23 protein-coding genes are annotated in these 24,108 nt (G+C 71.4%); 10 read left to right on the forward strand and 13 right to left on the reverse strand.

The genetic code is table 11. The annotated features are described in order from the left end of the window. Positions 1 to 2: 2 nt before the first annotated feature. The 8 genes from ACZ69Q_RS19605 to ACZ69Q_RS19640 all read right to left on the reverse strand — a co-directional run bounded on the left by ACZ69Q_RS19605 (position 3) and on the right by ACZ69Q_RS19640 (position 8,268). Positions 3 to 1,163: an MCE family protein gene (locus tag ACZ69Q_RS19605; RefSeq protein WP_471043258.1), complete on the reverse strand. Its 1,161-nt coding sequence runs from the start codon at positions 1,161 to 1,163 to the stop codon at positions 3 to 5. Next, on the reverse strand, positions 1,160 to 2,200 hold the full coding sequence (locus ACZ69Q_RS19610) for an MCE family protein (protein WP_471043261.1): 1,041 nt from the start codon (positions 2,198 to 2,200) through the stop codon (positions 1,160 to 1,162). The genes ACZ69Q_RS19605 and ACZ69Q_RS19610 overlap by 4 nt, the downstream gene beginning before the upstream one ends. Next, the gene (locus tag ACZ69Q_RS19615) at positions 2,197 to 3,438 is read right to left on the reverse strand and encodes an MCE family protein (RefSeq protein ID WP_471043264.1); all 1,242 of its coding nucleotides are present in this window, start codon (positions 3,436 to 3,438) and stop codon (positions 2,197 to 2,199) included. The genes ACZ69Q_RS19610 and ACZ69Q_RS19615 overlap by 4 nt, the downstream gene beginning before the upstream one ends. 8 nt (positions 3,439 to 3,446) lie before the next feature. Continuing rightward, complete coding sequence (locus ACZ69Q_RS19620) at positions 3,447 to 4,262, reverse strand: MlaE family ABC transporter permease (protein ID WP_471043267.1); 816 nt, start codon at positions 4,260 to 4,262, stop codon at positions 3,447 to 3,449. 3 nt (positions 4,263 to 4,265) lie between these two features. Next, entirely contained in the window at positions 4,266 to 5,036 is a 771-nt protein-coding gene (locus ACZ69Q_RS19625) for an MlaE family ABC transporter permease (RefSeq protein ID WP_471043270.1), read from the reverse strand. Then, the gene (locus ACZ69Q_RS19630) at positions 5,033 to 5,980 is read right to left on the reverse strand and encodes an ABC transporter ATP-binding protein (RefSeq protein WP_471043273.1); all 948 of its coding nucleotides are present in this window, start codon (positions 5,978 to 5,980) and stop codon (positions 5,033 to 5,035) included. Before ACZ69Q_RS19630 ends, ACZ69Q_RS19625 begins: the two co-directional genes overlap by 4 nt. A gap of 142 nt (positions 5,981 to 6,122) precedes the next feature. Next, entirely contained in the window at positions 6,123 to 7,142 is a 1,020-nt protein-coding gene (locus ACZ69Q_RS19635) for an RNA polymerase sigma factor (RefSeq protein WP_471043275.1), read from the reverse strand. Positions 7,143 to 7,197: 55 nt separating this feature from the next. Further along, positions 7,198 to 8,268: a lytic transglycosylase domain-containing protein gene (locus tag ACZ69Q_RS19640; protein ID WP_471043277.1), complete on the reverse strand. Its 1,071-nt coding sequence runs from the start codon at positions 8,266 to 8,268 to the stop codon at positions 7,198 to 7,200. Positions 8,269 to 8,463: 195 nt separating this feature from the next. Between ACZ69Q_RS19640 and ACZ69Q_RS19645 the strand changes: the two genes are divergently transcribed. The 3 genes from ACZ69Q_RS19645 (at position 8,464) to ACZ69Q_RS19655 (ending at position 12,891) form a co-directional block, all read left to right on the forward strand. Further along, positions 8,464 to 9,954, forward strand: coding sequence for an esterase/lipase family protein (locus ACZ69Q_RS19645; protein WP_471043280.1), 1,491 nt, complete (start codon positions 8,464 to 8,466; stop codon positions 9,952 to 9,954). Between the two features lie 231 nt (positions 9,955 to 10,185). Next, positions 10,186 to 10,896 carry a response regulator transcription factor gene (locus ACZ69Q_RS19650; protein WP_471043282.1) on the forward strand — a complete coding sequence of 237 codons (711 nt, stop codon included), beginning with the start codon at positions 10,186 to 10,188 and terminating at the stop codon, positions 10,894 to 10,896. Between the two features lie 156 nt (positions 10,897 to 11,052). Next, positions 11,053 to 12,891, forward strand: a complete 1,839-nt coding sequence (locus ACZ69Q_RS19655; RefSeq protein WP_471043284.1) for a flavin-containing monooxygenase — start codon at positions 11,053 to 11,055, stop codon at positions 12,889 to 12,891. A gap of 101 nt (positions 12,892 to 12,992) precedes the next feature. Here the strand turns inward: ACZ69Q_RS19655 and ACZ69Q_RS19660 are convergent, their stop codons facing one another. Together ACZ69Q_RS19660 and ACZ69Q_RS19665 are read right to left on the reverse strand one after the other, a co-directional pair. Further along, positions 12,993 to 13,346: a MazG-like family protein gene (locus ACZ69Q_RS19660; protein ID WP_471043286.1), complete on the reverse strand. Its 354-nt coding sequence runs from the start codon at positions 13,344 to 13,346 to the stop codon at positions 12,993 to 12,995. 45 nt (positions 13,347 to 13,391) lie between these two features. Further along, positions 13,392 to 13,949 carry a DoxX family membrane protein gene (locus ACZ69Q_RS19665; protein ID WP_471043289.1) on the reverse strand — a complete coding sequence of 186 codons (558 nt, stop codon included), beginning with the start codon at positions 13,947 to 13,949 and terminating at the stop codon, positions 13,392 to 13,394. Between the two features lie 134 nt (positions 13,950 to 14,083). Between ACZ69Q_RS19665 and ACZ69Q_RS19670 the strand changes: the two genes are divergently transcribed. Next, positions 14,084 to 14,410, forward strand: coding sequence for a nuclear transport factor 2 family protein (locus tag ACZ69Q_RS19670; RefSeq protein WP_471043292.1), 327 nt, complete (start codon positions 14,084 to 14,086; stop codon positions 14,408 to 14,410). Positions 14,411 to 14,476: 66 nt separating this feature from the next. Continuing rightward, a complete protein-coding gene (locus tag ACZ69Q_RS19675; protein ID WP_471043295.1) occupies positions 14,477 to 15,463 on the forward strand; it encodes an aldo/keto reductase in 987 nt (328 codons plus the stop codon). A 255-nt stretch (positions 15,464 to 15,718) separates the two neighbouring features. Here ACZ69Q_RS19675 and ACZ69Q_RS19680 read toward each other — a convergent pair whose 3' ends face one another. Then, positions 15,719 to 16,516, reverse strand: coding sequence for an SDR family oxidoreductase (locus ACZ69Q_RS19680; RefSeq protein ID WP_471043298.1), 798 nt, complete (start codon positions 16,514 to 16,516; stop codon positions 15,719 to 15,721). Between the two features lie 191 nt (positions 16,517 to 16,707). Here ACZ69Q_RS19680 and ACZ69Q_RS19685 point away from each other — a divergent pair, with 191 nt between their 5' ends. Continuing rightward, the gene (locus tag ACZ69Q_RS19685) at positions 16,708 to 18,348 is read left to right on the forward strand and encodes an alkaline phosphatase D family protein (RefSeq protein WP_471043300.1); all 1,641 of its coding nucleotides are present in this window, start codon (positions 16,708 to 16,710) and stop codon (positions 18,346 to 18,348) included. On the opposite strand, the gene ACZ69Q_RS19690 is transcribed toward ACZ69Q_RS19685, so the two are convergent. Beyond that, positions 18,335 to 19,366, reverse strand: a complete 1,032-nt coding sequence (locus ACZ69Q_RS19690; protein WP_471043303.1) for a Gfo/Idh/MocA family protein — start codon at positions 19,364 to 19,366, stop codon at positions 18,335 to 18,337. The two genes, ACZ69Q_RS19685 and ACZ69Q_RS19690, sit on opposite strands and share 14 nt — an antisense overlap. 88 nt (positions 19,367 to 19,454) lie before the next feature. On the opposite strand from ACZ69Q_RS19690, the gene ACZ69Q_RS19695 reads away from it, so the two are divergent. The 3 genes from ACZ69Q_RS19695 (at position 19,455) to ACZ69Q_RS19705 (ending at position 23,066) form a co-directional block, all read left to right on the forward strand. Beyond that, entirely contained in the window at positions 19,455 to 20,777 is a 1,323-nt protein-coding gene (locus ACZ69Q_RS19695) for a multidrug effflux MFS transporter (RefSeq protein WP_471043305.1), read from the forward strand. Further along, a complete protein-coding gene (locus ACZ69Q_RS19700) occupies positions 20,705 to 21,904 on the forward strand; it encodes a serine hydrolase domain-containing protein (protein WP_471043308.1) in 1,200 nt (399 codons plus the stop codon). Before ACZ69Q_RS19695 ends, ACZ69Q_RS19700 begins: the two co-directional genes overlap by 73 nt. 169 nt (positions 21,905 to 22,073) lie before the next feature. Continuing rightward, positions 22,074 to 23,066 (forward strand): small ribosomal subunit Rsm22 family protein, encoded by a 993-nt coding sequence (locus ACZ69Q_RS19705; RefSeq protein ID WP_471043311.1) that lies wholly within the window; start codon positions 22,074 to 22,076, stop codon positions 23,064 to 23,066. Between the two features lie 19 nt (positions 23,067 to 23,085). Here the strand turns inward: ACZ69Q_RS19705 and ACZ69Q_RS19710 are convergent, their stop codons facing one another. After that, on the reverse strand, positions 23,086 to 23,277 hold the full coding sequence (locus ACZ69Q_RS19710; RefSeq protein WP_471043314.1) for a DUF6243 family protein: 192 nt from the start codon (positions 23,275 to 23,277) through the stop codon (positions 23,086 to 23,088). Positions 23,278 to 23,388: 111 nt separating this feature from the next. Here ACZ69Q_RS19710 and ACZ69Q_RS19715 point away from each other — a divergent pair, with 111 nt between their 5' ends. Continuing rightward, positions 23,389 to 24,033, forward strand: a complete 645-nt coding sequence (locus tag ACZ69Q_RS19715) for a TetR/AcrR family transcriptional regulator (protein ID WP_471043317.1) — start codon at positions 23,389 to 23,391, stop codon at positions 24,031 to 24,033. Positions 24,034 to 24,108 lie beyond the last annotated feature (75 nt).

The following is a 24,108-nucleotide window of genomic DNA, read 5'->3' on the forward strand; positions in this document are numbered from 1 at the left end:
GTTCACTGCGCCCCTCCCGTTCGCGGCACCACGGGAGCGGCGACCAGGTTCTGGACGTAGGAGTCGAACCAGCGGCCGTTGCCGAGGGTGTTGGTGAAGAGCCGGACGTAGGGCGCCAGGAGCTTGATGCTGCGGTCCAGGCTTGATTGATTGCGTTCGAGCATCTGCACCACGCGGTTCAGGCCCTTGAGCGCGGGCCCGATCTCCTTGTCGTTGTCCTCGACCAGGCCGGAGAGCTGGATGCCGAGCGCGGCGGAGCTCTTCAGCAGTTTGTGGATCGCCTCGCGCCGCTTGCTGATCTCCTTGAACAGTTTGTCGCCGTCCTTGACCAGGGCGGTGAAGTCCCCGGAGCGGTCGGCGAGTACGCCCGTGACGCCGTTAGCGTGGCTGAGCAGCTCGCGCAGCGCCTTGTCGCGGGAGGCCACCGTCCTGGAGATCCGGGACAGGCCCTTGAGGGACGCCCGTACCTCTTCCGGTGAGTCCTCGAAGGTGGTGGAGATGGTGTCCATGGCCTTGGCCACCCGGTCGGTGTCGACCTTCTCCGATGTCGTGGTGAGGTCGCTGAAGGCCTGTACGACGTCGTAGGCGGGGACCGTGCGTCTCAGCGGTATCTCGCTGCCGGGCGCCAACTGTCCCCGGCCCTTGGGGTGCAGTGCGAGGTACTTCGCCCCGAGGATCGTTTTGACCCGGATGGACGCGCCGGTCTCCCTGCCGAAACCCGGCTCGCCCTTGATCTTGAAGGTGACCTTGACGTGGTCGCCGTCCAGGTCGACCTCCTCGACCTTGCCGACCTTGACCCCGGCGATCCGCACCTCGTCACCGGGCTTGAGCCCGCCCGCCTCGGCGAAGGCCGCGCTGTACGTCCTGCCGTCTCCGATCACCGGCAGACGGTCGGCGTTGAACGCGGCCACGGCCAGCAGTGCGAGGGTGGTGAGGCCGACGGCACCGATGACGACGGGGTTGCGGTCGCGGAAGGGGATGAGGCGCGGTCGGCGGATCCGTATCCTCGGCAGCCTGGGCGGCTCGACGCGCACCTTGAACAGCGGTTGCGGGCGGGGCCTGCGGCGCGGCAGGAGCCGCACCCTCGGCAGACGTATCCTCGGCAGCCTCGGCGGCTCCACCCGCACCCTGAACAGCGGCTCGGGACGTTGCTTACGGCTCATCCCCCGCACCTCGCCCTCGCCACATGCAGTTCGGGTGTCAGTACCTGCTTCGTCTTCGGCAGCACGATCCGCCCGTCGAAGTCACAGAGGTAGAAGTTGAACCACGAGCCGTAGGACGCCGTCCCCGTCAGCTCGTTGAGCTTGTTCGGCAGCCGCTTCAGGACGCCCTCCACGGTCTCCTCGTTGTCGTTCAGCGTTCCGGTGAGTTCGGTCAGCTCGGCGATGTCGTCCTTCAGCGAAGGACGCGCGTCCTTGAGCAGCCCCGAGGTGGCCTCCGTCAGATCGCCGATGCCCACGAGCGACTGCCCGATGGGCTTGCGGTCGGCGGCCAGGCCCGAGACGACGCGCCGTAGCTGCTTGAGCAGCCCGGAGAAGCGGGCGCCCCGCTTGTCCAGCGTCTCCAGCACGGTGTTGAGGTTGTCGATCACCGAGCCGATCAGATGGTCGCGGTCGGCCAGCGTCGAGGTGAGCGACGCCGTGTGCACGAGCAGGCTGTTGACCGTGCCGCCCTCGCCCTGGAGGGTCTTGATGATCTCGGTGGCGAGCTGGTTGACGTCCTTCGGGCTCAGCGCGGCGAACAGCGGCTTGAAGCCGTTCAACAGGGCGTTGAGGTCCAACGCCGGTTGTGTGCGCGACAGCGGGATCGTCCCGCCGGGCCGCAGCAGCCGGGAGCCGTCGCCCACGCCCTCGGTCAGCGCGACGTACCGCTGTCCGACCAGGTTGCGATACCGGACCACCGCGCCTGTGGTGGCCGGCAGCGGCCGGTCCCGGCCGACCGTGAAGGTGACCTCGGCCAGCGTCCGGTCCTTGATCCGGATGCCCTCGACCTCGCCGACCCGCACCCCCGCCACGCGGATGTCGTCGCCCTCCTCCAGGCCGGTGACGTCGCTGAAAACCGCGCGATACCGATGCTCCGGGGTGAAGGAGATGCTCACGATGGTGGCGGCGAGGAGGGCCGTCGCCAGGATGGTCACCACCGCGAAAACGCTGAACTTGACAAGGGGAGCAGCGGTCTGCCGCGCGCCTGCGGTCCTCATGCCACACTCACCGCCGTCCCGCGCGCCAGCGGCCCGAACAGCAGCGTCGCGACCGGCGGTACCTCGTCGGCGGGCACCCCCAGCGCGGGCGCGACGAGCGAGCCGACGGCCTGCTGCTCGGCTCGCGTGGCGGACACGCCGAGCGGGTCACCCGAGGAGGAACCCCCGGCCTTCGAACCGTCATCGAGGTGGGCCCCGGGCGCCGGTACCGGCGGCCCGGGCAGATCACGGCAGTCGGGTCCCGAGTGCTCGCCGTACCGTGGCTCCTCGCCCGGTTGGTACGCACCCTGCGGCCGCACGACCTCCAGCGTGATGTGCATCTTGCCGCCCCGGAACGCTCCCTCCGATGCCTTCTCCTGCCGGACCAGACCGGCCAGCAGACACGGGTACTCGGGGGAGTAGCGGGCGAACAGCTCCAGCGTCGGACGGGAGACCCGGCCGAGGGCGATCAGCCGGTCGCCGTTCGCGTCGAGGAAGTCCTCCGTGGTGCCGGCGACGGTCGCCGTGCTCCGCAAAGCCGCAGCCAGCCGGTCCTTCTGCTCGACGATCGTGCGGCTGGTGGTGACGGTGTTGCGCAGGATGTCCATCAGGTCGGGCGCCGCGTCGCCGTAGATCTCGGCGACCTCGGCGAAGCGGGCGATGTCCTCGGTGAGGGAGGGCAGGTGGGGGTTGAGGCGGCGCAGGTAGGCCTCCAGGCGCGTGAGGTTGTCGCCGATCCGGTCGCCGCGGCCTTCGAGGGCGGTGGCGAACGCGGAGAGGGTGGCGTTGAGCTTGCCGGGCTGGACGGTTCGCAGCAGGGGCAGCAGGTCGTTCATGAGTTGCTGCACCTCCATGCCGACCCGGGTGCGGTCCTGGGTGATGACATCGCCGGCGCGGATCGGGCGGGCGGACGAAGCGGCGGACGGCACCAGGTCGACGTACTTCTCGCCGAACAGCGTCTTGGGAAGCAGGCGCGCATGCACGTCGGACGGGATGTACGCGACGTGCTCGGGCTTGAGCGCGATGTCGAGCGTCGCCTTCGTCCCGTCCGCCCGCACCTCGCGCACCTCGCCGACCAGCACCCCGCGCAGCTTGACGTCGGCCCGCGGATCGAGCTGGTTGCCGAGGCTGTCGGCCTCCAGCGTGATCCGCACGACCGGCGTGAACACTTGTCGGTACATCGCGACCGACAGGGACAGCAGCAGTGCGAGTACGGCGATGAAGACGACGCCGTACAACCGCAGTCTCAGCACTCTCATTCGGCGGCTCACCCCGCGATCCGTACGGTCGTACTGGCGCCCCAGATCGCGAGCGACAGGAAGAAGTCGAGGATGTTGATCGCCACGATCGAGGTCCGCACCGCACGGCCCACCGCCACGCCGACGCCCGCGGGGCCGCCGCTCGCGTAGTAGCCGTAGAAGCAGTGGACGAGGATGATCAGGACGGCGAAGACGAGCACTTTCCCGAAGGACCACAGCACGTCGACCGGCGGTAGGTACTGCTGGAAGTAGTGGTCGTAGGTCCCGGCCGACTGGCCGTAGTAGCCGGTGGTGATGGTGCGGGCGGCGAGGTAGGACGACAGCAGGCCGACCACGTACAGCGGGATCACCGCGACGAACCCGGCGATCATCCTCGTCGTCACAAGGAACGGCAGCGAGGGCACGCCCATCACTTCGAGCGCGTCGGTCTCCTCGCTGATCCGCATCGCGCCCAACTGGGCCGTGAACCCGGCGCCGACGGTCGCGGACAGCGCGAGCCCGGCCACCAGCGGGGCGATCTCGCGGGTGTTGAAGTACGCCGAGAGGAACGCCACGAAGTTGGAGGTGCCGAGCTGGTTGAGGGCCGCGTAGCCCTGGAGACCGACCTCCGTGCCGGTGAAGAAGGACAGAAAGGCGATCACACCGACCGTGCCGCCCACCACCGCGAGCGCGCCCCGGCCGAAGCTCACCTCGGCGAGCAGCCGCAGGATCTCCTTCTTGTAGCGGCGCAGGGTGCGGCCGGTCCACGCCAACGAGCGGCCGTAGAAAGCGAGTTGTGCGCCGAGCTCTTCGAGTGAGCGCAGCGGGCGTCGGAGAGGTCTCATCGGCTAACCCCTCTGCGGGACGACCTGGAAGTACACCGCGGTCATCACGAAGTTGGTCACGAACAGCAACATGAAGGTGATCACCACCGACTGGTTCACCGCGTCGCCCACACCCTTCGGGCCGCCCTTCGCGGTGAGTCCCTTGTACGAGGCGACGATCGCCGCGATCGCGCCGAAGACGAGCGCCTTGACCTCGGCCGCCCACAGGTCGGAGAGCTGGGCGAGGGTGGTGAAGGAGGCGAGGTAGGCGCCCGGGGTGCCGTTCTGCAGGACGACGTTGAAGAAGTAGCCGCCCGCCACCCCGACCACCGACACCAGGCCGTTGAGCAGCACCGCGACCAGCATCGACGCCAGTACGCGCGGTACGACCAGCCGGTGGACGGGGTCGATGCCCAGCACCTGCATCGCGTCGATCTCGTCGCGGATCTTCCGCGCCCCGAGGTCCGCGCAGATCGCCGTGCCGCCGGCGCCCGCGATGAGCAGCGCGGTGACGATCGGCGAGGCTTCGCGCAGCACGGCGAGCACGGAGGCGGCGCCCGAGAAGGACTGCGCGCCGAGCTGCCGCGTCAGGCTGCCGATCTGGAGGGCGATGACCGCGCCGAAGGGGATGGAGACCAGGGCCGTCGGGAGGATCGTCACGCTCGCGACGAACCAGGCCTGCTGGATGAACTCCCTTGCCTGGAACGGCCGTCGGGGGATCGTCCGGGCGACGTCAAGCGCCATCGCGAACAGGCTCCCCGAGTGCCGCAGCGCGCCGATCGGTGACAGGCTCATGCGCCGACCACCGTCTTCCGGTGCAGCGCGGCCTCGCGTCGGGCGATCGCCTCCCAGCGGGGCGGCCGGGGGATACCGGGCCCCGGCAGCAGGCGGGGAGTCAGAGCCTGGCCGGCGGGAGACTCCGTGCCCTTGGCGTCGTCGCCGAGGGCGGCCAGCTCCTGCTCGACCTGCGCGGCGTCCTTCTCCTCCGCCATCCCGATGGGGCCCTGCATACGGCCGTTCAGGAACTGCCGTACGACGGGCTCGTCGCTGGTCAGCAGGTCCTCGCGCGGCCCGAACATCACCAGCTCGCGGCGGAACAGCAGGCCGATGTTGTCCGGCACCTGGCGGGCGGAGGCGATGTCGTGCGTGACGATCAGGAAGGTCGCGTCGATCTGGGCGTTGAGGTCGACGATGAGCTGGTTGAGGTAGGCAACGCGGACCGGGTCGAGGCCGGAGTCGGGTTCGTCGAAGAGGATGATCTCCGGGTCGAGAACCAGGGCCCGGGCCAGCCCCGCCCGCTTGCGCATCCCGCCGGAGATCTCGCCGGGCAGCTTCCCCTCGGCGCCGATCAGCCCGACCATGTCCATCTTCTCCAGCACGATGCGCCGGATCTCGCTCTCGGACCTACGGGTGTGCTCGCGCAGCGGGAAGGCGATGTTGTCGTACAGGTTCATCGAGCCGAACAGCGCGCCGTCCTGGAACAGCACGCCGAAGAGCTTCCGAACCTCGTACAGGTCGTGCTCGCGAAGCTTCGTGATGTCCCGGCCCTGGATCGTGATCGAGCCACGCTCCGGCTTCAGCAGTCCGACGAGCGTCTTGAGGAACACCGACTTGCCCGTGCCCGAGGGGCCGAGCATGACCGAGACCTCCCCGGCGGGCAGCGTCAGTGAGACGTCCTGCCAGATGACCTGGTGACCGAAGGACTTGGTCAGCCCTTCCACACAGATCTCGACACCCATCCGGTCCACCCTTCGGCCCCTGGAGCAGCTCTGACATCTGCTCTACGGGGAGGGGCGGGGCGTCCGTCGCTCGGGTGACGGATTTTTTTCGAACGGGTTTCGGGGCGGGGGTTCGGCCGGATCTACGACCCTCCGGCCGGAGTCAGGGCTGAGGGGGCGTCGTGGGGAGCGGAAGCGAGGCGGACGGCACGGCGGAGGGCTCGACCGGCAGGTCAGGGGCCTCGGACAGTTCCGGGATCCCGGGCAGTTCCGGCACCTCGGGCACAGGTGGCACCTCCGGCGCGGACAGCACCGGCAGCGGGGACACCGAGACCTTCGGCACCGCCACTTCCGGCAGCGACGGCACGGACAGCGGCCGGAGCGATTCTCCCGACGGCGACCCGGCCTCGTCAGGTTCGGCTGCCGAGGCCGTGGGCCGGTTCCCCCGCGGAGCCCTGTGCCCGGCGCCGCTGTCCGGCCGCTGTGCCTCCGCGTCCGGCGAAGCAACCGCGGGCCGCGGAGTACCGCCCTGACTCCCGCCCCCGTCGAGCGTGTAGGGCAGCACGAACCCGGCCACCGCGAGCGTCGCCGCCGTAGAAGCCACCGCCACGGCGTGCACCTTGCCGCCGCCGCGCGGCCGCCCCCACCCGATCAGGAACAGCGCGCACCCGAGCGTCGCGGCCAGCGACTGCCGCAGTGTCCGCCGCGCCCGGGCCAGCAGCGACTCGACGGTCCGGTAGCTCAGCCCCATCCGGACCGCGACCTGGCCGACGTCGAGGTCCTGCGACTTCAGCCGCAGCGCCTCGGCCTGCCGAGCGGGCAGCTCACCACTGCGCACCGCCAGCCACTTCGCCTCGGCCCGGTCGCACACCGCCTCCTCGACGGGCACCGGGCCGGGGGCGATGAGCGTCGGGCTGGTGCGCACCTCGGCCTCCCGGTTCACCTGCCGGTAGCGGTCGACGCACAGCCGCATCGTCACCGTCGTCAGCCACGCCGCGAGCCGCTCGTCGTCCAGGTCGGGACGCTCGGCGGCCCGCAGCATCGCCTCGTGCACCGCGTCCTCGGCGTCCTCCGCGCTCATCGACCTGCGCCGGGCCACCTTGAGCAGATGCTCGCGGTGGCCCCACATCTGCTGCCAACGCTCGTCGGAGGCATCCGTCTCCGCAGACATGTCCGTCGCCATGAGGGCCCCTTCGCTCTCACCCCACCGGTGCCGTCCCGTCCGGCGGGGCGCGACATTACCGCTCGGTATCGGCGGTTGTGGAGGGGGAGGCGGTGATCGAGTCCGCGCTGTTACTGGTCAGCGCGTCGCTGCCCGGCAGCAGGTCGTCGCCGGAAAGCCCGATGTCCGGGGCGGGGAGGGGGAGTTGCGGATTCTCGGTCTCCTCGGGGTCGGCGGCCGGACGCGATGCGGTGGGGGCCGGCGAGGCGGGGGCCGACGGCGTGCGGGTCGGGGTGGCGCTCGGACGGGCGGAGCGAGTCGGCGAGGGCCGCTTCGGCTCCGAGGGCGGCCGCGACGGCTCGGGGCCGGAAGAGGAACCGGCAGAGGCGTCCGGCACCACGCTGTGCCCGTCCAGGAAGTACGCGTACCAGGCCCTGACCGTGCGCAGATACGCCGACGAGTGGTTGTAGCCGAGGACCGCCAGGTCCATCTGGGCGGGGACGGACAGGTCTCGCCCGCCCGCGCACAGATAGCGTCCGGCGGCGAGCGCGGCGTCGAAGACGTTGTTCGGATCCGTGCGTCCGTCGCCGTTGCCGTCCGCTCCCCAATGGGCCCAGGTCGACGGGATGAACTGCATCGGCCCGACCGCGCGGTCGTACGCCGTGTCCCCGTCGTGGACACCGCCGTCGGTGTCCCGGATCAGCGCGAAGGCGACGCCGTCCAGTCGTGGTCCGAGGATCGGCGCCACGGTCGTACCGTCGTCGGTCACCCGGCCGCCCCGCGCCTGCCCGGACTCGACCTGCCCGATCGCCGCCAGCAACTGCCACCGCAGCCCGCAGCCGGGCGTCTCGTGCGAAAGCCGCTGCTCCGCTCGCCGGTAGGCGGCGAACACGGTCGCGGGCAGCGCGGCGCCGACCCCCGCCGGGGCGCCGCCGCCGTCCCGCTTCCCGGTCCGCAGCGGCGGCAGCTCGGTGCGGTACGGGGTGTCGCCGGACACGCTCGGCCCGTGCTGCGCGGGCGACTGGCCCGCTACCGACGCCGAGGCCCGTGCCGGGACCGCACCCGGCGCCTGTGACGCGGTCAGCGCCACCAGTGCCACCGCCGCGGCCGCCGTACCTCTGGCGGTTCTGACTCCGTGCCCTGCCACTTTCTGTTCCCCTCCCTGCAGACGTCCGTCTGTGTGTCTGCTCTACGGGGAAGGGCGGCGCATCCGTCGCACGGTTTGCGCACCTGCCGCTACGGCGGATTTCGGAAGCTTCACTCTTTCTGGCTATTCCTGGAGGCCAGAGTTCCGGGCTTCCTCTAGTCAGGAGGAGAGAACCCTGGTCTCTGGAGGCAAGCCGTGGATGACAACCGCCGACTTCCCCTCGTCTACGTCCGTGGCTTCGCCGGCGGCACGCGCGGCATCGACAAAGCCGTCGACGACCCCTTCTACGGCTTCAACGAGGGCTCGGTCCACGTCCGTGTCGGCGCCCACAACCAACCCCTTTTCCACCAGTTCGAGAGCCCCCTGCTGCGGCTGCTCCGTGACGAGGGCTACGAACTCCTCGTGAAGGGGAACCAGGCGGCCTACCTCGCCGAGCACGACGAGATCCCCGCCAACACCGTCTGGATCCATCGCTTCTACGACCGCTCGGCCACCACCTGGGGCGGCAGCCCGCAGGAGTACCAGTTGGAGGACGCCGCCGTCGATCTGCTCGACCTGATCGACCGGCTGCGGGAGAAGACCGGGGCGCCCGGCGTCCTCCTCGTTGCCCACTCCATGGGCGGACTCATCTGCCGGTCCTTGTTGCAGAAGGTCCTGCCCGACCGGGGGCGCGACGCCGCCGGCTGCGTCGCGAAGTTCTTCACCTACGGCACCCCGCACGGCGGCATCACCTTCGACCTCGGCGGCGGGCTGCTGGAGCGGGTCCGCGACACCCTCGGCATCCAGGGCGCGGACATCTTCGGGCCCCGGCGGATGTACGAGTTCCTCACCCCGCAGGCGCTGACCGACCCCGACGGCCCGCCCGAGGGCTGGGACGCCCGGGAGATGCCGCAGGGGCCGGGGGCGCTGCCCGTCGAGCAGGTCTTCTGCCTCGTGGGGACCGACCCCGCCGACTACGACGTCGCCTTCGGGCTGTCGTCCGCCGCCGTCGGACCGCACAGCGACGGGCTCGTCCAGATCGAGCGGGCGTATGTGCCGGGCGCCCACCGGGCCTACGTGCACCGCAGCCACAGCGGGCGCTACGGCATGGTCAACTCCGAGGAGGGCTACCAGAACCTGCGGCGGTTCCTGTTCGGGGACACCCGTATCGAGGCCTCGCTGACCGGACTCCGGCTGCCCGCCGACGGCGACCTCGTGTGGCAGGCCGAGGCCCGGCTGTCGGTGCGCGGACTGCCGGTGGTGATGCACGAGCGGCTGGCCGCCCACTGGTGCCCCATCCAGCTCGACGGGCAGCAGCCGTCCACGTCGCTGGCCTCCACCTTCCTCAACAGCGGACTGCGGGCCACCTCCGACGAACCCATGCGGTTCATCCTCGAACTGCGGATCATCTCCCTGCGCGAGCGGCGCGGCATCCTGCACCTCGGCGACCACCTGGAGCACAGCGCCGACTTCGCCGACACCCTCGTCATCGACGTCGGCACACCGGACGGCGGCCCCGGCATCTGGGCCACCTGGAACTCGGAGATCGAGGGCGCCATCCGCGACCACCGTGCCGCAGGGGCGCCCCGCGTCGACGAGGACCCCGCCCCCGGCCACTGGGTCGCCCACATCCCGCTGCCCGCCAGCGCCGCCCCGCTCGTCGGCGGCGACGCGCGTATCCGGCTCGAAGCCACGCCCTGGAAGTGAGCCGGTGGTGGGACCTTCCGGCTCGGAGCCACGCCTTGGAAGTGAGCCGGTGGCGGGACCGTCCGGCTCGGAGCCACGCCTTGGTAGTGAGCATCGGTGGCGGGACCGTCCGGCTCGGAGCCACGGGGCGGACCCGGCGGCGGGCCGGCAGGCGGACCCCGGCCCTGAGCTCGATGGCCGGACCCGATCGGCGTTCACTTGCCTCAGGCAACCCGCAGGTACAGTGGCCGCATGCCGAAGCCGCCGTCGACCGACGCGGTACCGGCGATACCGGATGTCCTGCTCGTCGTAGGTGAGCCCCGTACCTCCGAGCCGCTCTCCGCACTGCTGGAGCTCGCCGGCTACCGGACCGTCGCGGTGGACCGGGCCACCGAGGCCGGCCTCCTGCTCGCCGAGCGCCGGTTCGATCTGGTCATCCTCGACGTGATGCTGCCGGACACCGAGGCCCTCCGGCACAGCCGCCGTCTCCTCGCCCCCGACCGCCCGGCCGTCCTGCTGCTCACCGGGACCGGCGAGTTCCTCGGCAGCCTGCCCGGCGGCGGCCCCGGCACCCACGGGCCGCCGGGGGCGCCCGGCCGGGTCGCCGAAGTCCTCGCCCGGGCACGGCAGTTGGTTCGCGGTCAGGAGCCCGCCGGATGGGACGACGCGCTGCGCTACGGCGACCTGATGCTCGACGACGCCACCCGCCGGGCCCGGCGCGGCGAGCGCACCATCGAGCTCACGCCCGCCGAGTACCGGCTGCTGCGCTGTCTGCTGGTCAACGCCGAACGAGTGCTGTCCAAGGAGCAGATCGGCCGCCACGTCTGGGACGACCCGCCCACCGACGGCGCGATCGAACGGCTCGTCTCCCGGCTGCGCCGCAAGGTGAACGGAGGGCAGACCGCGCTGATCCACACCCGAAGGGGCTTCGGCTACTGGCTGGGCGGGCCCATACAGCCGTAGGCACCCGTCCGGCGGGTCGTTCTCTGTGCCCTGGGTCACATTGATCAAGTGTCCGGGATATGTCTGGGACCTGTCAGCCCGGTTCGCTTCACTGACCCCGACTTCCCCTGTCCCGGCCCTCCCGAGGCCGGCCCCACGACCGAGGAGAGCCCACCCATGCCCGAGCCGCAGGACGCGAGCAGGAGCCTGGACACCGAGCTGGACTTCGACCCCGAGGCCCTGCGCGCCAGATACCGCACCGAACGCGAGCGCCGGATCCGGCCCGACGGCAACAGGCAGTACCGGCGGATCGCCGGCGAGTCCGGCCCGTACGCCACATACGGCCAGGACCCGTACGCCGACCCGGAGTTCACCCGCGAGGCGCTGCACGACCGGGTCGAGGCGGTGATCGTCGGCGGCGGGTTCGGCGGGCTGCTCGCCGGGGCGCGGCTGCGGCAGGCCGGTGTGCGGGAGATCCGGGTCGTCGAGAAGGGCGGGGACTTCGGCGGCACCTGGTACTGGAACCGCTACCCCGGCATCCACTGCGACATCGAGTCGTACATCTACCTGCCGCTGCTCGAAGAACTCGGCCACGTCCCGAAGTGGAAGTACGCGCCCGGCGAGGAGATCCGCGAGCACGCCCGGGCCATCGCCCGTCACTTCGGTCTCTACGACCACGCCTGCTTCCAGACCCAGGTCACCGAACTGCGCTGGGACGAGGCGGAGTCCGAGTGGATCGTCGGCACCGACCGCGGGGACCGGATGCGGGCGCGGTACGTCGTCGTCTCCAGCGGCACCCTCAGCGAGGCCAAGCTCCCCGGCATCCCCGGCATCGAGACCTTCCGCGGGCACACCTTCCACACCAGCCGCTGGGACTACGGCTACACCGGCGGTGACGCCGGCGGCGGCCTGACCGGGCTCGCCGACAAACGCGTCGCCGTCATCGGCACCGGCGCCACAGCCATCCAGGTGGTGCCGCATCTCGGTGCGGACGCGGCGCACGTGTACGTCTTCCAGCGGACCCCGTCCTCCGTCGACGTACGCGGCAACCGGCCCACCGACCCGGAATGGGCCGAGTCCTTGAAACCCGGCTGGCAGCGGCACCGGCGGGAGAACTTCCTCAGGGTCGTCACCGGCCTCCGCACGGACGGGGACCTGGTGGACGACGCCTGGACGTCCACGGCCCGGCTCCAGGAGAAGCTCATCCCGACCGACGCCTACGCGGACGTGCCGGTCGAGGAGCGCGAACTCGCCTACGAGATCGCCGACTTCCAGAAGATGAACGAGCTGCGGGCCCGCGTCGACGCCATGGTCGAGGACCCGGAGACCGCCGAGCGGCTCAAGCCCTGGTACCGCTACATGTGCAAGCGGCCCACGTTCAGCGACAGCTACCTGCAGACCTTCAACCGGCCGGGCGTCACCCTCGTCGACACCGCCGACACCCACGGCGTGGAGCGGATCACCGAGAACGCCGTCGTGGTCGGCGGGGGCGAGTACGAGGTCGACTGCATCGTCTTCGCGACCGGCTTCGAGGTCGGCGTCTCCGGAGTGCTGTCCGGGCGGCTGCCGGTGTACGGCCGGGGCGGCGCCGATCTGCTGCGGACCTGGACGAGCGGCGGCCCGAGGACGCTGCACGGCTTCTACAGCGAGGGCTTCCCCAACCTCTTCCACCTGGGCCCGCTCCAGAACGCCTCCGCCGTGAACTACGTCCACATCCTCGACGAGCAGGCCACGCACGTCGCCGAGGTGATCGGAGAGGCCCGCAGGCGGCAGGTGCGGTGCGTCGAGCCGACCGCCGAGGCGCAGGACGCCTGGGTCGCGACGATCCGCCGCAAGGCCGCCGACCTGTACCGGTTCCAGGCCGAGTGCACGCCGGGCTACTACAACAACGAGGGCAGGCCGAGGGAGCGCAGCGAGTCGTACGGCGACGGCCCGGTCGCCTTCCACGAACTGCTGCGGCGCTGGCGCGCGGAGGGCGGCATGCGCGAGGTCCTGGTGGAGGGCGGCGAGGCGTGAGCAGATACGGCGACCGACCCGTCGTCAGCGCCCGTTGGGCGCCCCAGCGGCTCAACCCGCCGAACCCGCTGTGGGGTTCCAACGGCGTCGCGGCCGCGCCCCTACAGGGGCGTTGGGCCCAAGGACCGCTCCGTCACCCGCTCCAGATGCCGCCCGAACACCTCACGCGTGTCCGGCGTCAGCGTTCGCAGGGCGACCAGGGCCGTGATCACCACGTCGCACAGTTCGCCCTGTACGTCCTCCCAGGTGTGGGTGACCCCCTTGCGCGGGTTCTGGCCGGTCGCGCCGATGACCGCCTGAGCGACCTCGCCGACCTCCTCCGACAGCTTCAGCATGCGCAGCACCATGCCCTCGCGGCCGCCGATCGGCTGGTCGGTGTCGAGCCAGGTCCACAGGGCGTCGATGCGGGCCCACAGATCGGCGGTGGTGTCGGGACGGGCGGTCTGATCAGTCATGCGGGCAGCTTGGCAGAGGACCCGTGCCCCTCCCGACCAGGCCGACTACTCCTCGAACAACGGCTCCTGCCCATCGAACCCGTTGTTCCTGTCCGGCTTGTCCAGCCTCCTGTTCCGTGCCCCCACCACCAGTGCCGTGACCGCGGCCGTCGCCGCCAGCGCCGTGGGAACCATCCAGCCGCGGTCGAAGAGATGGCCCATGGCATGGTCGAGGGAGAGCCGGCCGGGGCCCGTGACGGCGAGGCCGGCCGCGGCGAGGCCCAGGGTCGCCGCGGTCTCGTAGCCGCCCTCCTGGGCGAAGAAGCCGTTCGGGGCGTGTACCGCGGACGCCCCCGCCATGCCGCCGGCCGCCGCGGCGCCCGCGAGCGGGGTCGCCAGCCCCAGCGCCAGCAGCGCGCCGCCGCCGGCCTCGGCGAGCCCCGCCGCCGTGGCGCTCGCCTTGCCCGGCCGATAGCCGACCGACTCCATGAACTGGCCGGTCCCCTCGATGCCATGCCCGCCGAACCAGCCGAACAGCTTCTGTGTGCCGTGCGCGGCCAGTACCCCGCCGGCACCCAGCCGGAGCATCAGCAGGCCCAGATCACGTCGGTCGTAAGCAATCACAGCGACTCCCGGAGCAGACAGCAGGAACAGATCCCCTCCCGTGCTGTCCACCGTCGCATCAGGGACACCCGACCGGCCTGCCTTCGCCGCCGTTCGGGTGGCGGGCCGTGCGGCCCGGTGTGAGGCTGACCGGTATGACGATTCAGACGTCCAAACTCAGCGACCCCGCCGTCCGTGCCTTCGTCACCGCCGTCAACGCCCACGACCGTGAGGGCTTCCTGAGCATCCTCGCGCCGGGCGCGACCATGGCGGACGACGGCACCGACCGCGACCTCGCCGACTGGGTCGACCGGGAGATCTTCTCCTCCAACGGTCACATGGAGGTCGACAACGAGTCGAACAACGGCCGCGACCTCCTCGCCAGCTACCGCAACGACACCTACGGCGAGATGCGCACCCAATGGCACTTCGAGGTCGAGCAGGACGGCCGGATCTCCCGCTTCGAGACCGGCCAGGCGTAACCGGTTTCGGGAGTCCCGCCCGAGGGCTTGCCTTCGCGCGCACTCCAACTCCTAACGTCCCACCTCATGGAGACCACGAGGACTTTGGGACGTACCGGCATCGGGGTAAGCGCTCTCGGTTTCGGCTGCTGGGCCATCGGCGGTGAGTGGCAGTCCGCCGACGGGCAGCCCCTGGGCTGGGGCAAGGTCGACGACGAGGAGTCGGTACGGGCGATCCGGCGCGCCCTCGACCTGGGCGTCACCTTCTTCGACACCGCGGACACCTACGGGGCCGGCCACAGTGAACGCGTCCTGGGCCGCGCCCTCGGCAAGCGCCGCGCCGACGTCGTCGTCGCCACCAAATGGGGCAACGTCTTCGACGAGGAGACCCGCACCCTCACCGGCGCCGACGACTCCCCGGAGTACGCCCGCCGCGCGCTGACCGCGTCCCTGAAGCGCCTGGACACCGACCACATCGACCTCTATCAGCTCCACCTGTCCGACGCGGACCCGCAGCGCGCCGCCGAACTGCGCGACCTCTGCGAGGAGTTCGTGCGCGAGGGGCTGATCCGCGCCTATGCGTGGAGCACCGACGACCCCGCCCGCGCCGCCGTCTTCGCAAGCGGGGAGCACTGCGCGGCCGTACAGCACATGGCCAACGTGCTCCAGGACGCGCCCGAGATGTTCGCGCTGTGCGAGGAGCTGGGGCTGGCGAGCGTCAACCGCAGCCCGCTCGCGATGGGCCTGCTCACCGGCAGGCGCAGGAGCGGCCAGGCCCTGGAGGCCGGGGACATCCGCAGCCGGCCGCCCGAGTGGCTGAAGGGCTTCGAGGACGGGTCCGGCGCCGACCCGCGGTGGCTGGCCCGCGTCGACGCGCTCAAGGACGTCCTCACCTCCGACGGCCGCACGCTCGGCCAGGGCGCCCTCGCCTGGCTGTGGGCCCGCAGCCCGCGCACCGTGCCGATCCCGGGGTTCCGTTCCGTCGTCCAGGCCGAGCAGAACGCGGGCGCCCTGGAGAAGGGGGCGCTCACGCAGGGCCAGATGGCCGAGATCGACCGGATCCTGGGGCGCTGAGCGCCCGGCCGATCGCACGGCAGCCGTTCCACGCACCGGTGCGTATCTCGCGGTCCCGCGCGAGATCCACCCCCACCCGGTGTCGTGGAACGGCTGCCGTCCACCCCCCTCGGTTTGGTCTGCGGAAGCACCCAGCTCCAAATGTGAAGCTTCGGTGCAGGCAAAGTTGAGCATAAGTCGTCTAACAGCACTGACGCAGCGGAATTCCACATTCCACTTGTGCAAGTTGTGGAGGCAACTACCGGCCGTCGGTTCTCAGCCACGCCCCACGTACGGCATCGCCGTCGCCAGTACGGTCGCGAACTGCACGTTCGCCGCCAGCGGCAGCTCGGCCATGTGCCGCACGGTCCGCGCCACGTCGGCCACGTCCATCACGGGCTCGGGCGCCACCGACCCGTTCGCCTGAAGAGCGCCCGTCTGCATGCGCGCCGTCATGTCGGTCGCCGCGTTGCCGATGTCGATCTGGCCCACGGCGATGTCGTACGGCCGCCCGTCCAGCGACAGCGACTTCGTCAGGCCGGTCAGCGCGTGCTTGGTCGCCGTGTAGGCCACCGAGTGCGGGCGGGGCGTGTGCGCGGAGATCGAGCCGTTGTTGATGATCCGGCCACCGCGCGGGTCCTGCCCCTTCATCTGCCGGAACGCCGCCTGCGCGCACAGGAACGCCCCGTTGAGGTTGGTGTCCACCACGTGCCGCCAGGCGTCGTACGGCAGCTCCTCCACCGGCACCCCGCCCGGCCCGAACGTCCCCGCGTTGTTGAACAGCAGGTCGACCCGCCCGAACCGCTCCACGGTGGCGGCGAACAGCGCGGCCACGTCCTCCTGGCGTGAGACGTCGGTCCGTACGGCGAGAGCGGCCCCGTCCGGCACCAGCGCCGCCGTCTCCTCCAGCGTCTCCACGCGCCGCCCGGCCAGCGCCACCGACCAGTCCGCGCGCAGCAGTTCTGCCGCTACCGCCCGGCCGATGCCGGAGCCGGCGCCGGTCACCACCGCGACTCGTGTTCCGGTTGGACGGTCCCCGACTCGGGTCTGCCTCGCGCTTTCCGTGCCGGCCATGCCGGGACCTGCCTTTCTGCTGGGGGTCCGGGGGTTATCCCCCGGGAAATGCGGCATGGGGCCGCAGGCTACGCGACGGTCCGCCATTCGGAACTCATCTGTCTGCCATCCGGGTGTTGTGTACGCGCCAAGCGAGTGTCGTCCCCGGCGACTCCAATGCCTCGTGCATCCATCAGTCAGGGGAGGACCGGATGACCATCACGACAGACCTGCCCCAGCACAGCCCCGAACTGCGCGCGGCGGCCCGCCACATCGGGCGCCGCCGCTTCCTGACCGTCACCGGCGCGGCCGCCGCGCTCGCCTTCGCCGTGAACGTGCCGGCCGCGGGCACCGCGAGCGCCGCCCAGTTCGACGCCCGCAAGATCACCGACAACCCCTTCACCCTCGGCGTCGCCTCCGGCGACCCGCTGCCCGATTCCGTGCTGCTGTGGACCCGCCTCGCCCCCGCCCCGTACCAGCCCGACAGCGGACTGCCCGCCGAGCGGATCACCGTGCACTGGGAGCTGGCGCACGACGAGGGCTTCACCCGGATCGCCAGACGCGGCGCGGCCATCGCCTACCCCGAGTTCCACCACACGGTCCACGTCGAGGTCGCCGCCCTCGAAGCGGGCCGCGTCTACTACTACCGCTTCCGCGCCGGCACCTGGATCAGCGAGACGGGCCGCACCCGCACCGCCCCGGCCCGCACCGCCGTGGCGAGTACCCTCACCCTCGCCGCCGTGTCCTGCCAGGCCTACACCGACGGCTACTACACGGCGTACCGCCATCTCGCGCAGGACGACGTGGACGTCGTCTTCCACCTCGGCGACTACCTGTACGAGTACGCGGTCAACTCCGTCGGCGGCTACCGCAACTACACCGACCGCACGCTCCCCGCGCTCTTCAACCGCGAGACGATGACCCTGGAGGACTACCGGCTGCGCTACGCCCTGTTCAAGTCCGACCCGGACCTGAGGGCCGCGCACGCCGCGCATCCGTTCGTCGTCACCTGGGACGACCACGAGACCGAGAACAACTACGCCGACGACGTCCCGGAGAACAGCGTCCCGCCGGAGGAGTTCCTGCTGCGCCGGGCCTCCGCCTACCGCGCCTACTGGGAGAACCAGCCCCTGCGTCTGCCCCAGCGGCCCACCGGCCCCGACATGCAGCTCTACCGCCGCCTGCACTGGGGCCGCCTCGCCCAGTTCGACGTCCTGGACACCCGGCAGTACCGCTCCAACCAGGCCTACGGCGACGGCTCCCAGATCCCCGGCCCCGAGGTCGACGACCCGGCGCGCACCATGACCGGCGCGACGCAGGAACGCTGGCTGCTCGACGGCTGGCGCGACTCGGCGGCGCTGTGGAACGTCGTACCGCAGCAGGTCACCTTCGCCCAGCGCAAGTTCGACCTCACCGAGCCGTCACGGGTGTCGATGGACGCCTGGGACGGCTACCGCGCCTCCCGCCGCCGGGTGCTGGACGGCGCCAAGGCCGCCGGCGTCGAGAACCTGATGGTCCTCACCGGTGACGTCCATGTCGGCTACGGCTTCGACATCAAGGACGACTTCGACGCCCCCGACTCCGCCACCCTCGGCACGGAGATCGTCGCCACGTCGATCGCCAGCGGCCGCGACGGCACCGACAGGCCCGCCAACTGGGACACCTACATGAAGGCCAACCCGCACATGCGGTTCTACAACGGGCGGCGCGGCTACGTGACCGTCGCGCTGGGACAGCAGCTCGCGCGGGCCGACTTCAAGACGGTGCCGTACGTGACCACGCCCGGGGCGCCCCTCGCGACGGCCGCGTCCTTCGTCACGCAGGTGGGCTCGCAGGGGCTTACGCCGGCGTGAGTTCCGGTGCTTCGCCGGCGGTCTCCTCGCCCGGGTAGCGGACGCCGACGCGGTCCCGGATCGCGTCGAGCGTCCGCATCACGGCGAGCGTGCCCTCCAGCGGGACCAGCGGCGACTCACTCTCGCCGGCGCGCAGGGCCCGCATCACCTCGGCGGCCTCGTGCCGCAGGCTGTTGCGAGGCCCGTCGGCCGGGTCGGCCGTGAACTCCTCGGGGTCACGGCCGTCCCGGTGCAGCACGAAGCGGTCCGGGAAGAAGAAGCCGCTCGGCACGTCGATACGCCCCGCCGAGCCGGTGATCGACGCGGCGGTCGCCGTACCGCCGACTATCGAGCAGTGCACCGAGGCGAGCGCGCCGCCGTCCCAGGAGAGCAGGGCACCGGTCTGGAGGTCGACGCCCTCCGCGGACAGCGTCGCGCGAGCCGTCACGTCCGACGGTTCCCCGAGCAGCAACTGGGCGAAGGAGACCGGGTACACGCCGAGGTCGAGCAGGGCGCCGCCGCCCTGTGCCGGGTCGCGCAGCCGGTGCGCGGGCGGGAAGGGGCCGGCCAGCCCGAAGTCGGCCTGGACATGGCGCACTTCGCCGATCGCGCCGTCGTCCACCAGGGCCTTGAGCCGTCGGACCAGCGGGTTGCAGTACATCCACATCGCTTCCATCAGGAAGCTCCCGCGCGCCTTCGCCAGTGCGACCAGTTCCCGGGCCTCGCGAGCGTTCAGCGTGAACGCCTTCTCGCACAGCACGTTCCGCCCCGCCTCCAGGCACAGCCCGGCGGCCTCGCGGTGCGCCGAGTGCGGGGTGGCGACGTACACGACATCGATGTCGCCGTCCTCGGCGAGCGCGGTCCAGTCGCCGTAGGCGCGGGGGATGCCGAAGCGCTCGGCGAACGCGTCGGCGGAGTCCTGCCGCCGCGAGGCGACGGCCACCACCTCGGCGTCGGGCAGATCCACGAGATCCGCGGTGAACGCGGTCGCGATCCCGCCGGTCGCCAGAATCCCCCACCGCACGCTCTGCTCGGCCATCGCGGCCCCACCCCTCGCTCATGTGACCTTAGGCACTCTGTACGAGCTGAGAGCATAGAGGGCGGATCACTCGGAGAGGGAGGGGCACATGGGCGACCGAGGGGGGCCGATACCGGACGTCTCGCAGTCGGCGGTATCGAGGACGGACCGACCGCCCACCCGTTCCCTGCGCACCACTGGCCTCCTCGTCACCTTCATCCTCGGCGGTCTGACGGCCACGCCCCCGCTGGCGATGGACATGTACCTCCCGGCGCTGCCCGAGGTCACCGGCTCCCTGCACGCGCCCGCCGCGACCGTCCAGCTCACCCTCACCGCCTGCCTCGCCGGCATGGCGCTCGGGCAGTTGGTGGTCGGCCCGATGAGCGACCGCTGGGGCCGCAGACGCCCGCTGCTGGCGGGCCTCGCGGTCTACGTCGTGGCCACCGCGCTGTGCGCCCTCGCGCCCACCGTCGAGTCACTGGTCGCGTTCCGGCTGGCGCAGGGGCTCGCGGGCGCGGCGGCGATCGTGATCGCACGGGCGGTCGTCCGCGACCTCTACGACGGCCTGGCCATGGCCCGCTTCTTCTCGACCCTGATGCTGATCTCCGGCGTCGCGCCGATCGTGGCGCCCCTCATCGGCGGGCAGATCCTGCGGGTGACGGACTGGCGGGGCGTGTTCGTCGTGCTGACGGTGGTCGGGGTGCTGTTGGCCGGTCTCGTCTGGCGCAGGCTCCCGGAGACCCTGCCGCCCGAGGACCGGCACGCCGGCGGGGTGGGCGAGGCCCTGCGCGCGATGCGCGGTCTGCTCGCCGACGGCGCGTTCGCCGGATACACGCTGGCGGGAGGCTTCGCCTTCGCGGCCCTCTTCGCCTACATCTCGGCGTCTCCCTTCGTGATCCAGGAGATCTACGGCGCTTCCCCGCAGACCTTCAGCCTGCTGTTCGGGCTCAACTCGGTCGGGCTGGTGGTGCTCGGCCAGATCAACGGCAAGGTGCTGGTGGGGCGGGTGAGCCTGGACCGGGTGCTGGGCGTGGGACTGGTGATCGTCATCCTCGCCGCGACTGCGCTGCTGCTGATGTCCCTCGGCGTGTTCGGCGAGGTCCAACTGGCGCCGGTGGCCGCCGCGCTGTTCGTCCTGATGTCCGCGATGGGCATCACGCTCCCCAACACACAGGCCCTCGCACTCCAGCGCACCAAGCACGCCGCCGGGTCCGCCTCCGCACTCCTCGGTACGTCCTCCTTCCTCATCGGCGCCGTCGCATCACCCCTCGTGGGCATCGCGGGCGAGGACACGGCCGTCCCGATGGCCGTCGTCCAACTGGCCGCAGCACTGGTGGCGCTGGCCTGCTTCATGGGAATGTGCCGTCCTTGGAACAGACGTGCGGATGGGCGTACGGATGGACGTTCGGTCGCGGAGGGAGCAGGGAGCTGAGCGCGCCGAGACTGCGCGGGGACACGCCGGAAAGGGCCGGACTCGACCCCGAGGAGATCCGACATCTCGTCCGCGAGGTCCACGACCTCACCACCGGCTCACGTCCCTGGGCGGCCGGAGCGGTGCTGATCGTGGGGCGGGGGCCGTTCCTCGCCGTCGAGGAGGCGATGGGCTGGGCGGTGCGGTACGCCTCCTACGACGAGGAGAAGGAGTCGGGGGAGGAACTCCCGCCCGACTCCCGCGTCCCGATGACCCCAGACACCCCCTTCGACCTGGCCTCCCTCACCAAGCTCTTCACCTCGGTCGCGGCGGTGCAGCAGATCGAGCGCGGCACGCTGGGCATCGACGCGCGGGTCGGGGCGTATCTGCCGGACTTCCGGGCGGCGGCCCGGCACGACATCACGGTGCGCCAGCTCCTCACGCACACCTCCGGGCTGCGGCCCGAACTCCCGCTGTACGACTGCGCGGACGACGCGGAGCGACTGGAGAGGCTGCGCGCGGAGGCGCCGATCGGCGTCCCCGGCACGTACTGCTACTCCGACCTGAACATGCTGCTGCTCCAGCACGTCCTGGAACGCATCACCGGCCGCACCCTCGACGTCCTGATCCATGACGGCATCACCCGCCCGCTGGGCATGACCGCGACCCACTTCGGCCCCTGCCCGGGTGCTGCGGCGACCGAGGACCAGCGCCGGCCCTGGGCCAAGGCGGACCGGGGCATGCTGCGGGGGGTCGTCCACGACGAGAACGCCTGGGCGCTGGGTGGCGTCGCGGGCCACGCGGGCCTGTTCTCCACCGGCCGCGACCTCGCGGTGTTCTGCCGCGCCCTGCTGTCGGGCGGCGCGTACGGCCCGGCCCGCGTCCTGGGCCCTGACTTCGTGGAACTCCTGCTGACCCCGCCCGGGTTCGGCTTCGCGGTCGATCAGCCGTGGTTCATGGGTGAGCTGGCGGGGCGGGGGGCGGCCGGGCACACGGGCTTCACGGGGACGTCCCTGGTTCTGGACCCGGCCACGGACACGTTCCTGATCCTGCTGGCGAACACGGTGCATCCGCGACGCCGGGGAGCGGACAGCAGGCCGCGGGCGAGGGCGGGGACGAGGGTGGCACGGGCGGTACAGGGCCGCTAGCGGTACGCGAGATGCTGAATTCAGCCCGTCCGGCGTTTGAGGACGAGGCCCGTTCAGGGCCGAAGCGAGGGGCTGGGGGCGCAGCCCCCAGGGATGGGACGGGTAAGGGCGGCGGGGGCGAGGAATGCCGGGGCCGCGACCACCGGGCCCACCCTCATAGAATCGCCGGGTGAACGCCCCCGTCCCCCCGTCGGCCGAGACCCTGCGCATCGCCCTCGCCACCCTCCTCGACGGCCTTCCGCCCCGCCAGGCCGCCCAGGCCGTCGACCGGCTGATCGCCAACTACCGGGGCGCCACCCCCACCGACGCCCCCATCCTCCGCGACCGCGCGGACGTGGCGGCCTACGCCGCGTACCGCATGCCCGCCACCTTCGAGGCGGTCCACTCGGCACTGGAGGCGTTCGCCCGGGCCGTCCCGGACTGGACCCCGGCGAGCCACACCGACGTGGGCGGCGGAACCGGCGCCGCGACCTGGGCCGTCTCCACCACCTGGCCCGGCGAGCGCGACATCACCGTGCTGGACTGGGCCGAGCCCGCCCTGGCCATCGGCCGGGAGATCGCGGCCGCCAACCCGACGCTGGACAAAGCCCGTTGGCAGCGCGCCCGCATCGGCTCCGCGCTCACCCTGGACCCGGCCGACCTGGTCACCGTCTCCTACGTCCTCAACGAACTCACCGCTCCCGACCGCGCCACCCTCCTCGACACCGTCGCCTCCGCCGCCCGGGCCGTGGTGATCGTCGAACCGGGCACCCCGGACGGCTACACCCGCGTCATCGAGGCCCGCGACCGCCTCATCGCCGCCGGCTTCCGCGTCGCCGCCCCCTGCCCGCACAGCGCCGCATGCCCCATCGTCCCCGGCACGGACTGGTGCCACTTCTCGGCGAGGGTCAGCCGCTCGTCCCTGCACCGCCGGGTCAAGGGCGGCTCACTCGCCTACGAGGACGAGAAGTTCAGCTACGTCGCCGCCACCCGCCTCCCGGCCACCCCGGCCCCCGCCCGAGTCGTCCGCAAACCCCAGATCCGCAAGGGCCAGGTCCTGCTCGACCTGTGCGAGACCGACCCCGCCCTGCACCGCACCACGATCACGAAACGGCACGGCGACCTCTACAAGACGGCCCGCGACACGGACTGGGGCGACGCCTGGCCGCCGGCGACGCGGTGACGCCGCCGGCGGTGCCCTGCTAGGACGTCTCCTCGTCCCGCGTCTCCTCCTCCGCCTGCCTCTCCTGGAGCTTGCGCAGCAGCTCCCGTTTCTGGGCCTGTGGGTCCAGACCGCCGCCGATCCGGCCGTTCTGCCCGCCTCCGCGCAGGGCCTTGCGGCCGAGGTTTCGGCGCGGGCCGCCGACTCCCAGCATGTTTCCGCTCCGGGCCATGTGAGGCTCCTTTCAACTCCACCGAAGGGACGAGACGTACCGTCTCGTAATCTCGGACCCTCACAGCGTCCGGCGAGACGCTCCGTCTTGTCAACCTGATAAATTCGAGCCATGGCAGCCCACAAGTCCGACCAGAAGTCCGACCCGCCCGCGCCCAGCTCCACCCGCCGCAGTGAGAGGTCCCGGCGGGCCATCTATGACGCCGCCCTCGCGCTCGTCGTGGAGGTCGGCTATCCCAGGACCACCATCGAGGGCATCGCCGCCCGCGCCGGCGTCGGCAAGCAGACGATCTACCGGTGGTGGTCGTCGAAGGCCGAGGTGCTGATGGAGGCGTTCCTCGATCTCGGCGAGCAGTCCGTGCAGGCCATGGGGCACGAGCCGTACGTCATCCCGGACACCGGTGACCTCGCCGCCGATCTGAAGGGCGTCCTGCGTGCCACCGTCGACGAGCTGAAGGACCCCCGCTTCGAGGCGCCCTCGCGCGCCCTCGCCGCCGAAGGCGTGGTCAACGAGCAGCTCGGGCGCGAGTTCGTGACCAAGCTGCTCGAACCCTCGCTCCAGCTCTACGTCGAGCGGCTGCGCACCGCGCAGGAGGCCGGGGACGTGCGCCCGGACATCGACCCGCGCATCGCCCTCGAGCTCTTCGTGTCGCCGCTCGCCCAGCGCTGGCTCCAGTACACGGGCCCGATCTCGTACGAATACACCGACACCCTCGTCGACTACGCCCTGCACGGCCTCGCACCGCGCACCGGGTAAGTCTGTAAATACCGCCAAAGCGGCGCATAACCCCTGATCGCAGGGCTGTGTCCACCTCGCCCCACCTGGCCCGGT

Source organism: Streptomyces sp. NPDC036764, assembly GCF_055609385.1.

Coding starts and splice junctions, on each gene's coding strand:
- ACZ69Q_RS19625 (WP_471043270.1), bottom strand. CDS start 5,036: ATGAGCCTGTCACCGATCGGCGCGCTGCGGCACTCGGGGAGCCTGTTC.
- ACZ69Q_RS19675 (WP_471043295.1), top strand. CDS start 14,477: ATGGAGACCACGAGGACTTTGGGACGTACCGGCATCGGGGTAAGCGCT.
- ACZ69Q_RS19660 (WP_471043286.1), bottom strand. CDS start 13,346: ATGACTGATCAGACCGCCCGTCCCGACACCACCGCCGATCTGTGGGCC.
- ACZ69Q_RS19715 (WP_471043317.1), top strand. CDS start 23,389: ATGGCAGCCCACAAGTCCGACCAGAAGTCCGACCCGCCCGCGCCCAGC.
- ACZ69Q_RS19620 (WP_471043267.1), bottom strand. CDS start 4,262: ATGAGACCTCTCCGACGCCCGCTGCGCTCACTCGAAGAGCTCGGCGCA.
- ACZ69Q_RS19635 (WP_471043275.1), bottom strand. CDS start 7,142: ATGGCGACGGACATGTCTGCGGAGACGGATGCCTCCGACGAGCGTTGG.
- ACZ69Q_RS19615 (WP_471043264.1), bottom strand. CDS start 3,438: ATGAGAGTGCTGAGACTGCGGTTGTACGGCGTCGTCTTCATCGCCGTA.
- ACZ69Q_RS19670 (WP_471043292.1), top strand. CDS start 14,084: ATGACGATTCAGACGTCCAAACTCAGCGACCCCGCCGTCCGTGCCTTC.
- ACZ69Q_RS19630 (WP_471043273.1), bottom strand. CDS start 5,980: ATGGGTGTCGAGATCTGTGTGGAAGGGCTGACCAAGTCCTTCGGTCAC.
- ACZ69Q_RS19610 (WP_471043261.1), bottom strand. CDS start 2,200: ATGAGGACCGCAGGCGCGCGGCAGACCGCTGCTCCCCTTGTCAAGTTC.
- ACZ69Q_RS19650 (WP_471043282.1), top strand. CDS start 10,186: ATGCCGAAGCCGCCGTCGACCGACGCGGTACCGGCGATACCGGATGTC.
- ACZ69Q_RS19655 (WP_471043284.1), top strand. CDS start 11,053: ATGCCCGAGCCGCAGGACGCGAGCAGGAGCCTGGACACCGAGCTGGAC.
- ACZ69Q_RS19690 (WP_471043303.1), bottom strand. CDS start 19,366: ATGGCCGAGCAGAGCGTGCGGTGGGGGATTCTGGCGACCGGCGGGATC.
- ACZ69Q_RS19685 (WP_471043300.1), top strand. CDS start 16,708: ATGACCATCACGACAGACCTGCCCCAGCACAGCCCCGAACTGCGCGCG.
- ACZ69Q_RS19605 (WP_471043258.1), bottom strand. CDS start 1,163: ATGAGCCGTAAGCAACGTCCCGAGCCGCTGTTCAGGGTGCGGGTGGAG.
- ACZ69Q_RS19695 (WP_471043305.1), top strand. CDS start 19,455: ATGGGCGACCGAGGGGGGCCGATACCGGACGTCTCGCAGTCGGCGGTA.
- ACZ69Q_RS19680 (WP_471043298.1), bottom strand. CDS start 16,516: ATGGCCGGCACGGAAAGCGCGAGGCAGACCCGAGTCGGGGACCGTCCA.
- ACZ69Q_RS19710 (WP_471043314.1), bottom strand. CDS start 23,277: ATGGCCCGGAGCGGAAACATGCTGGGAGTCGGCGGCCCGCGCCGAAAC.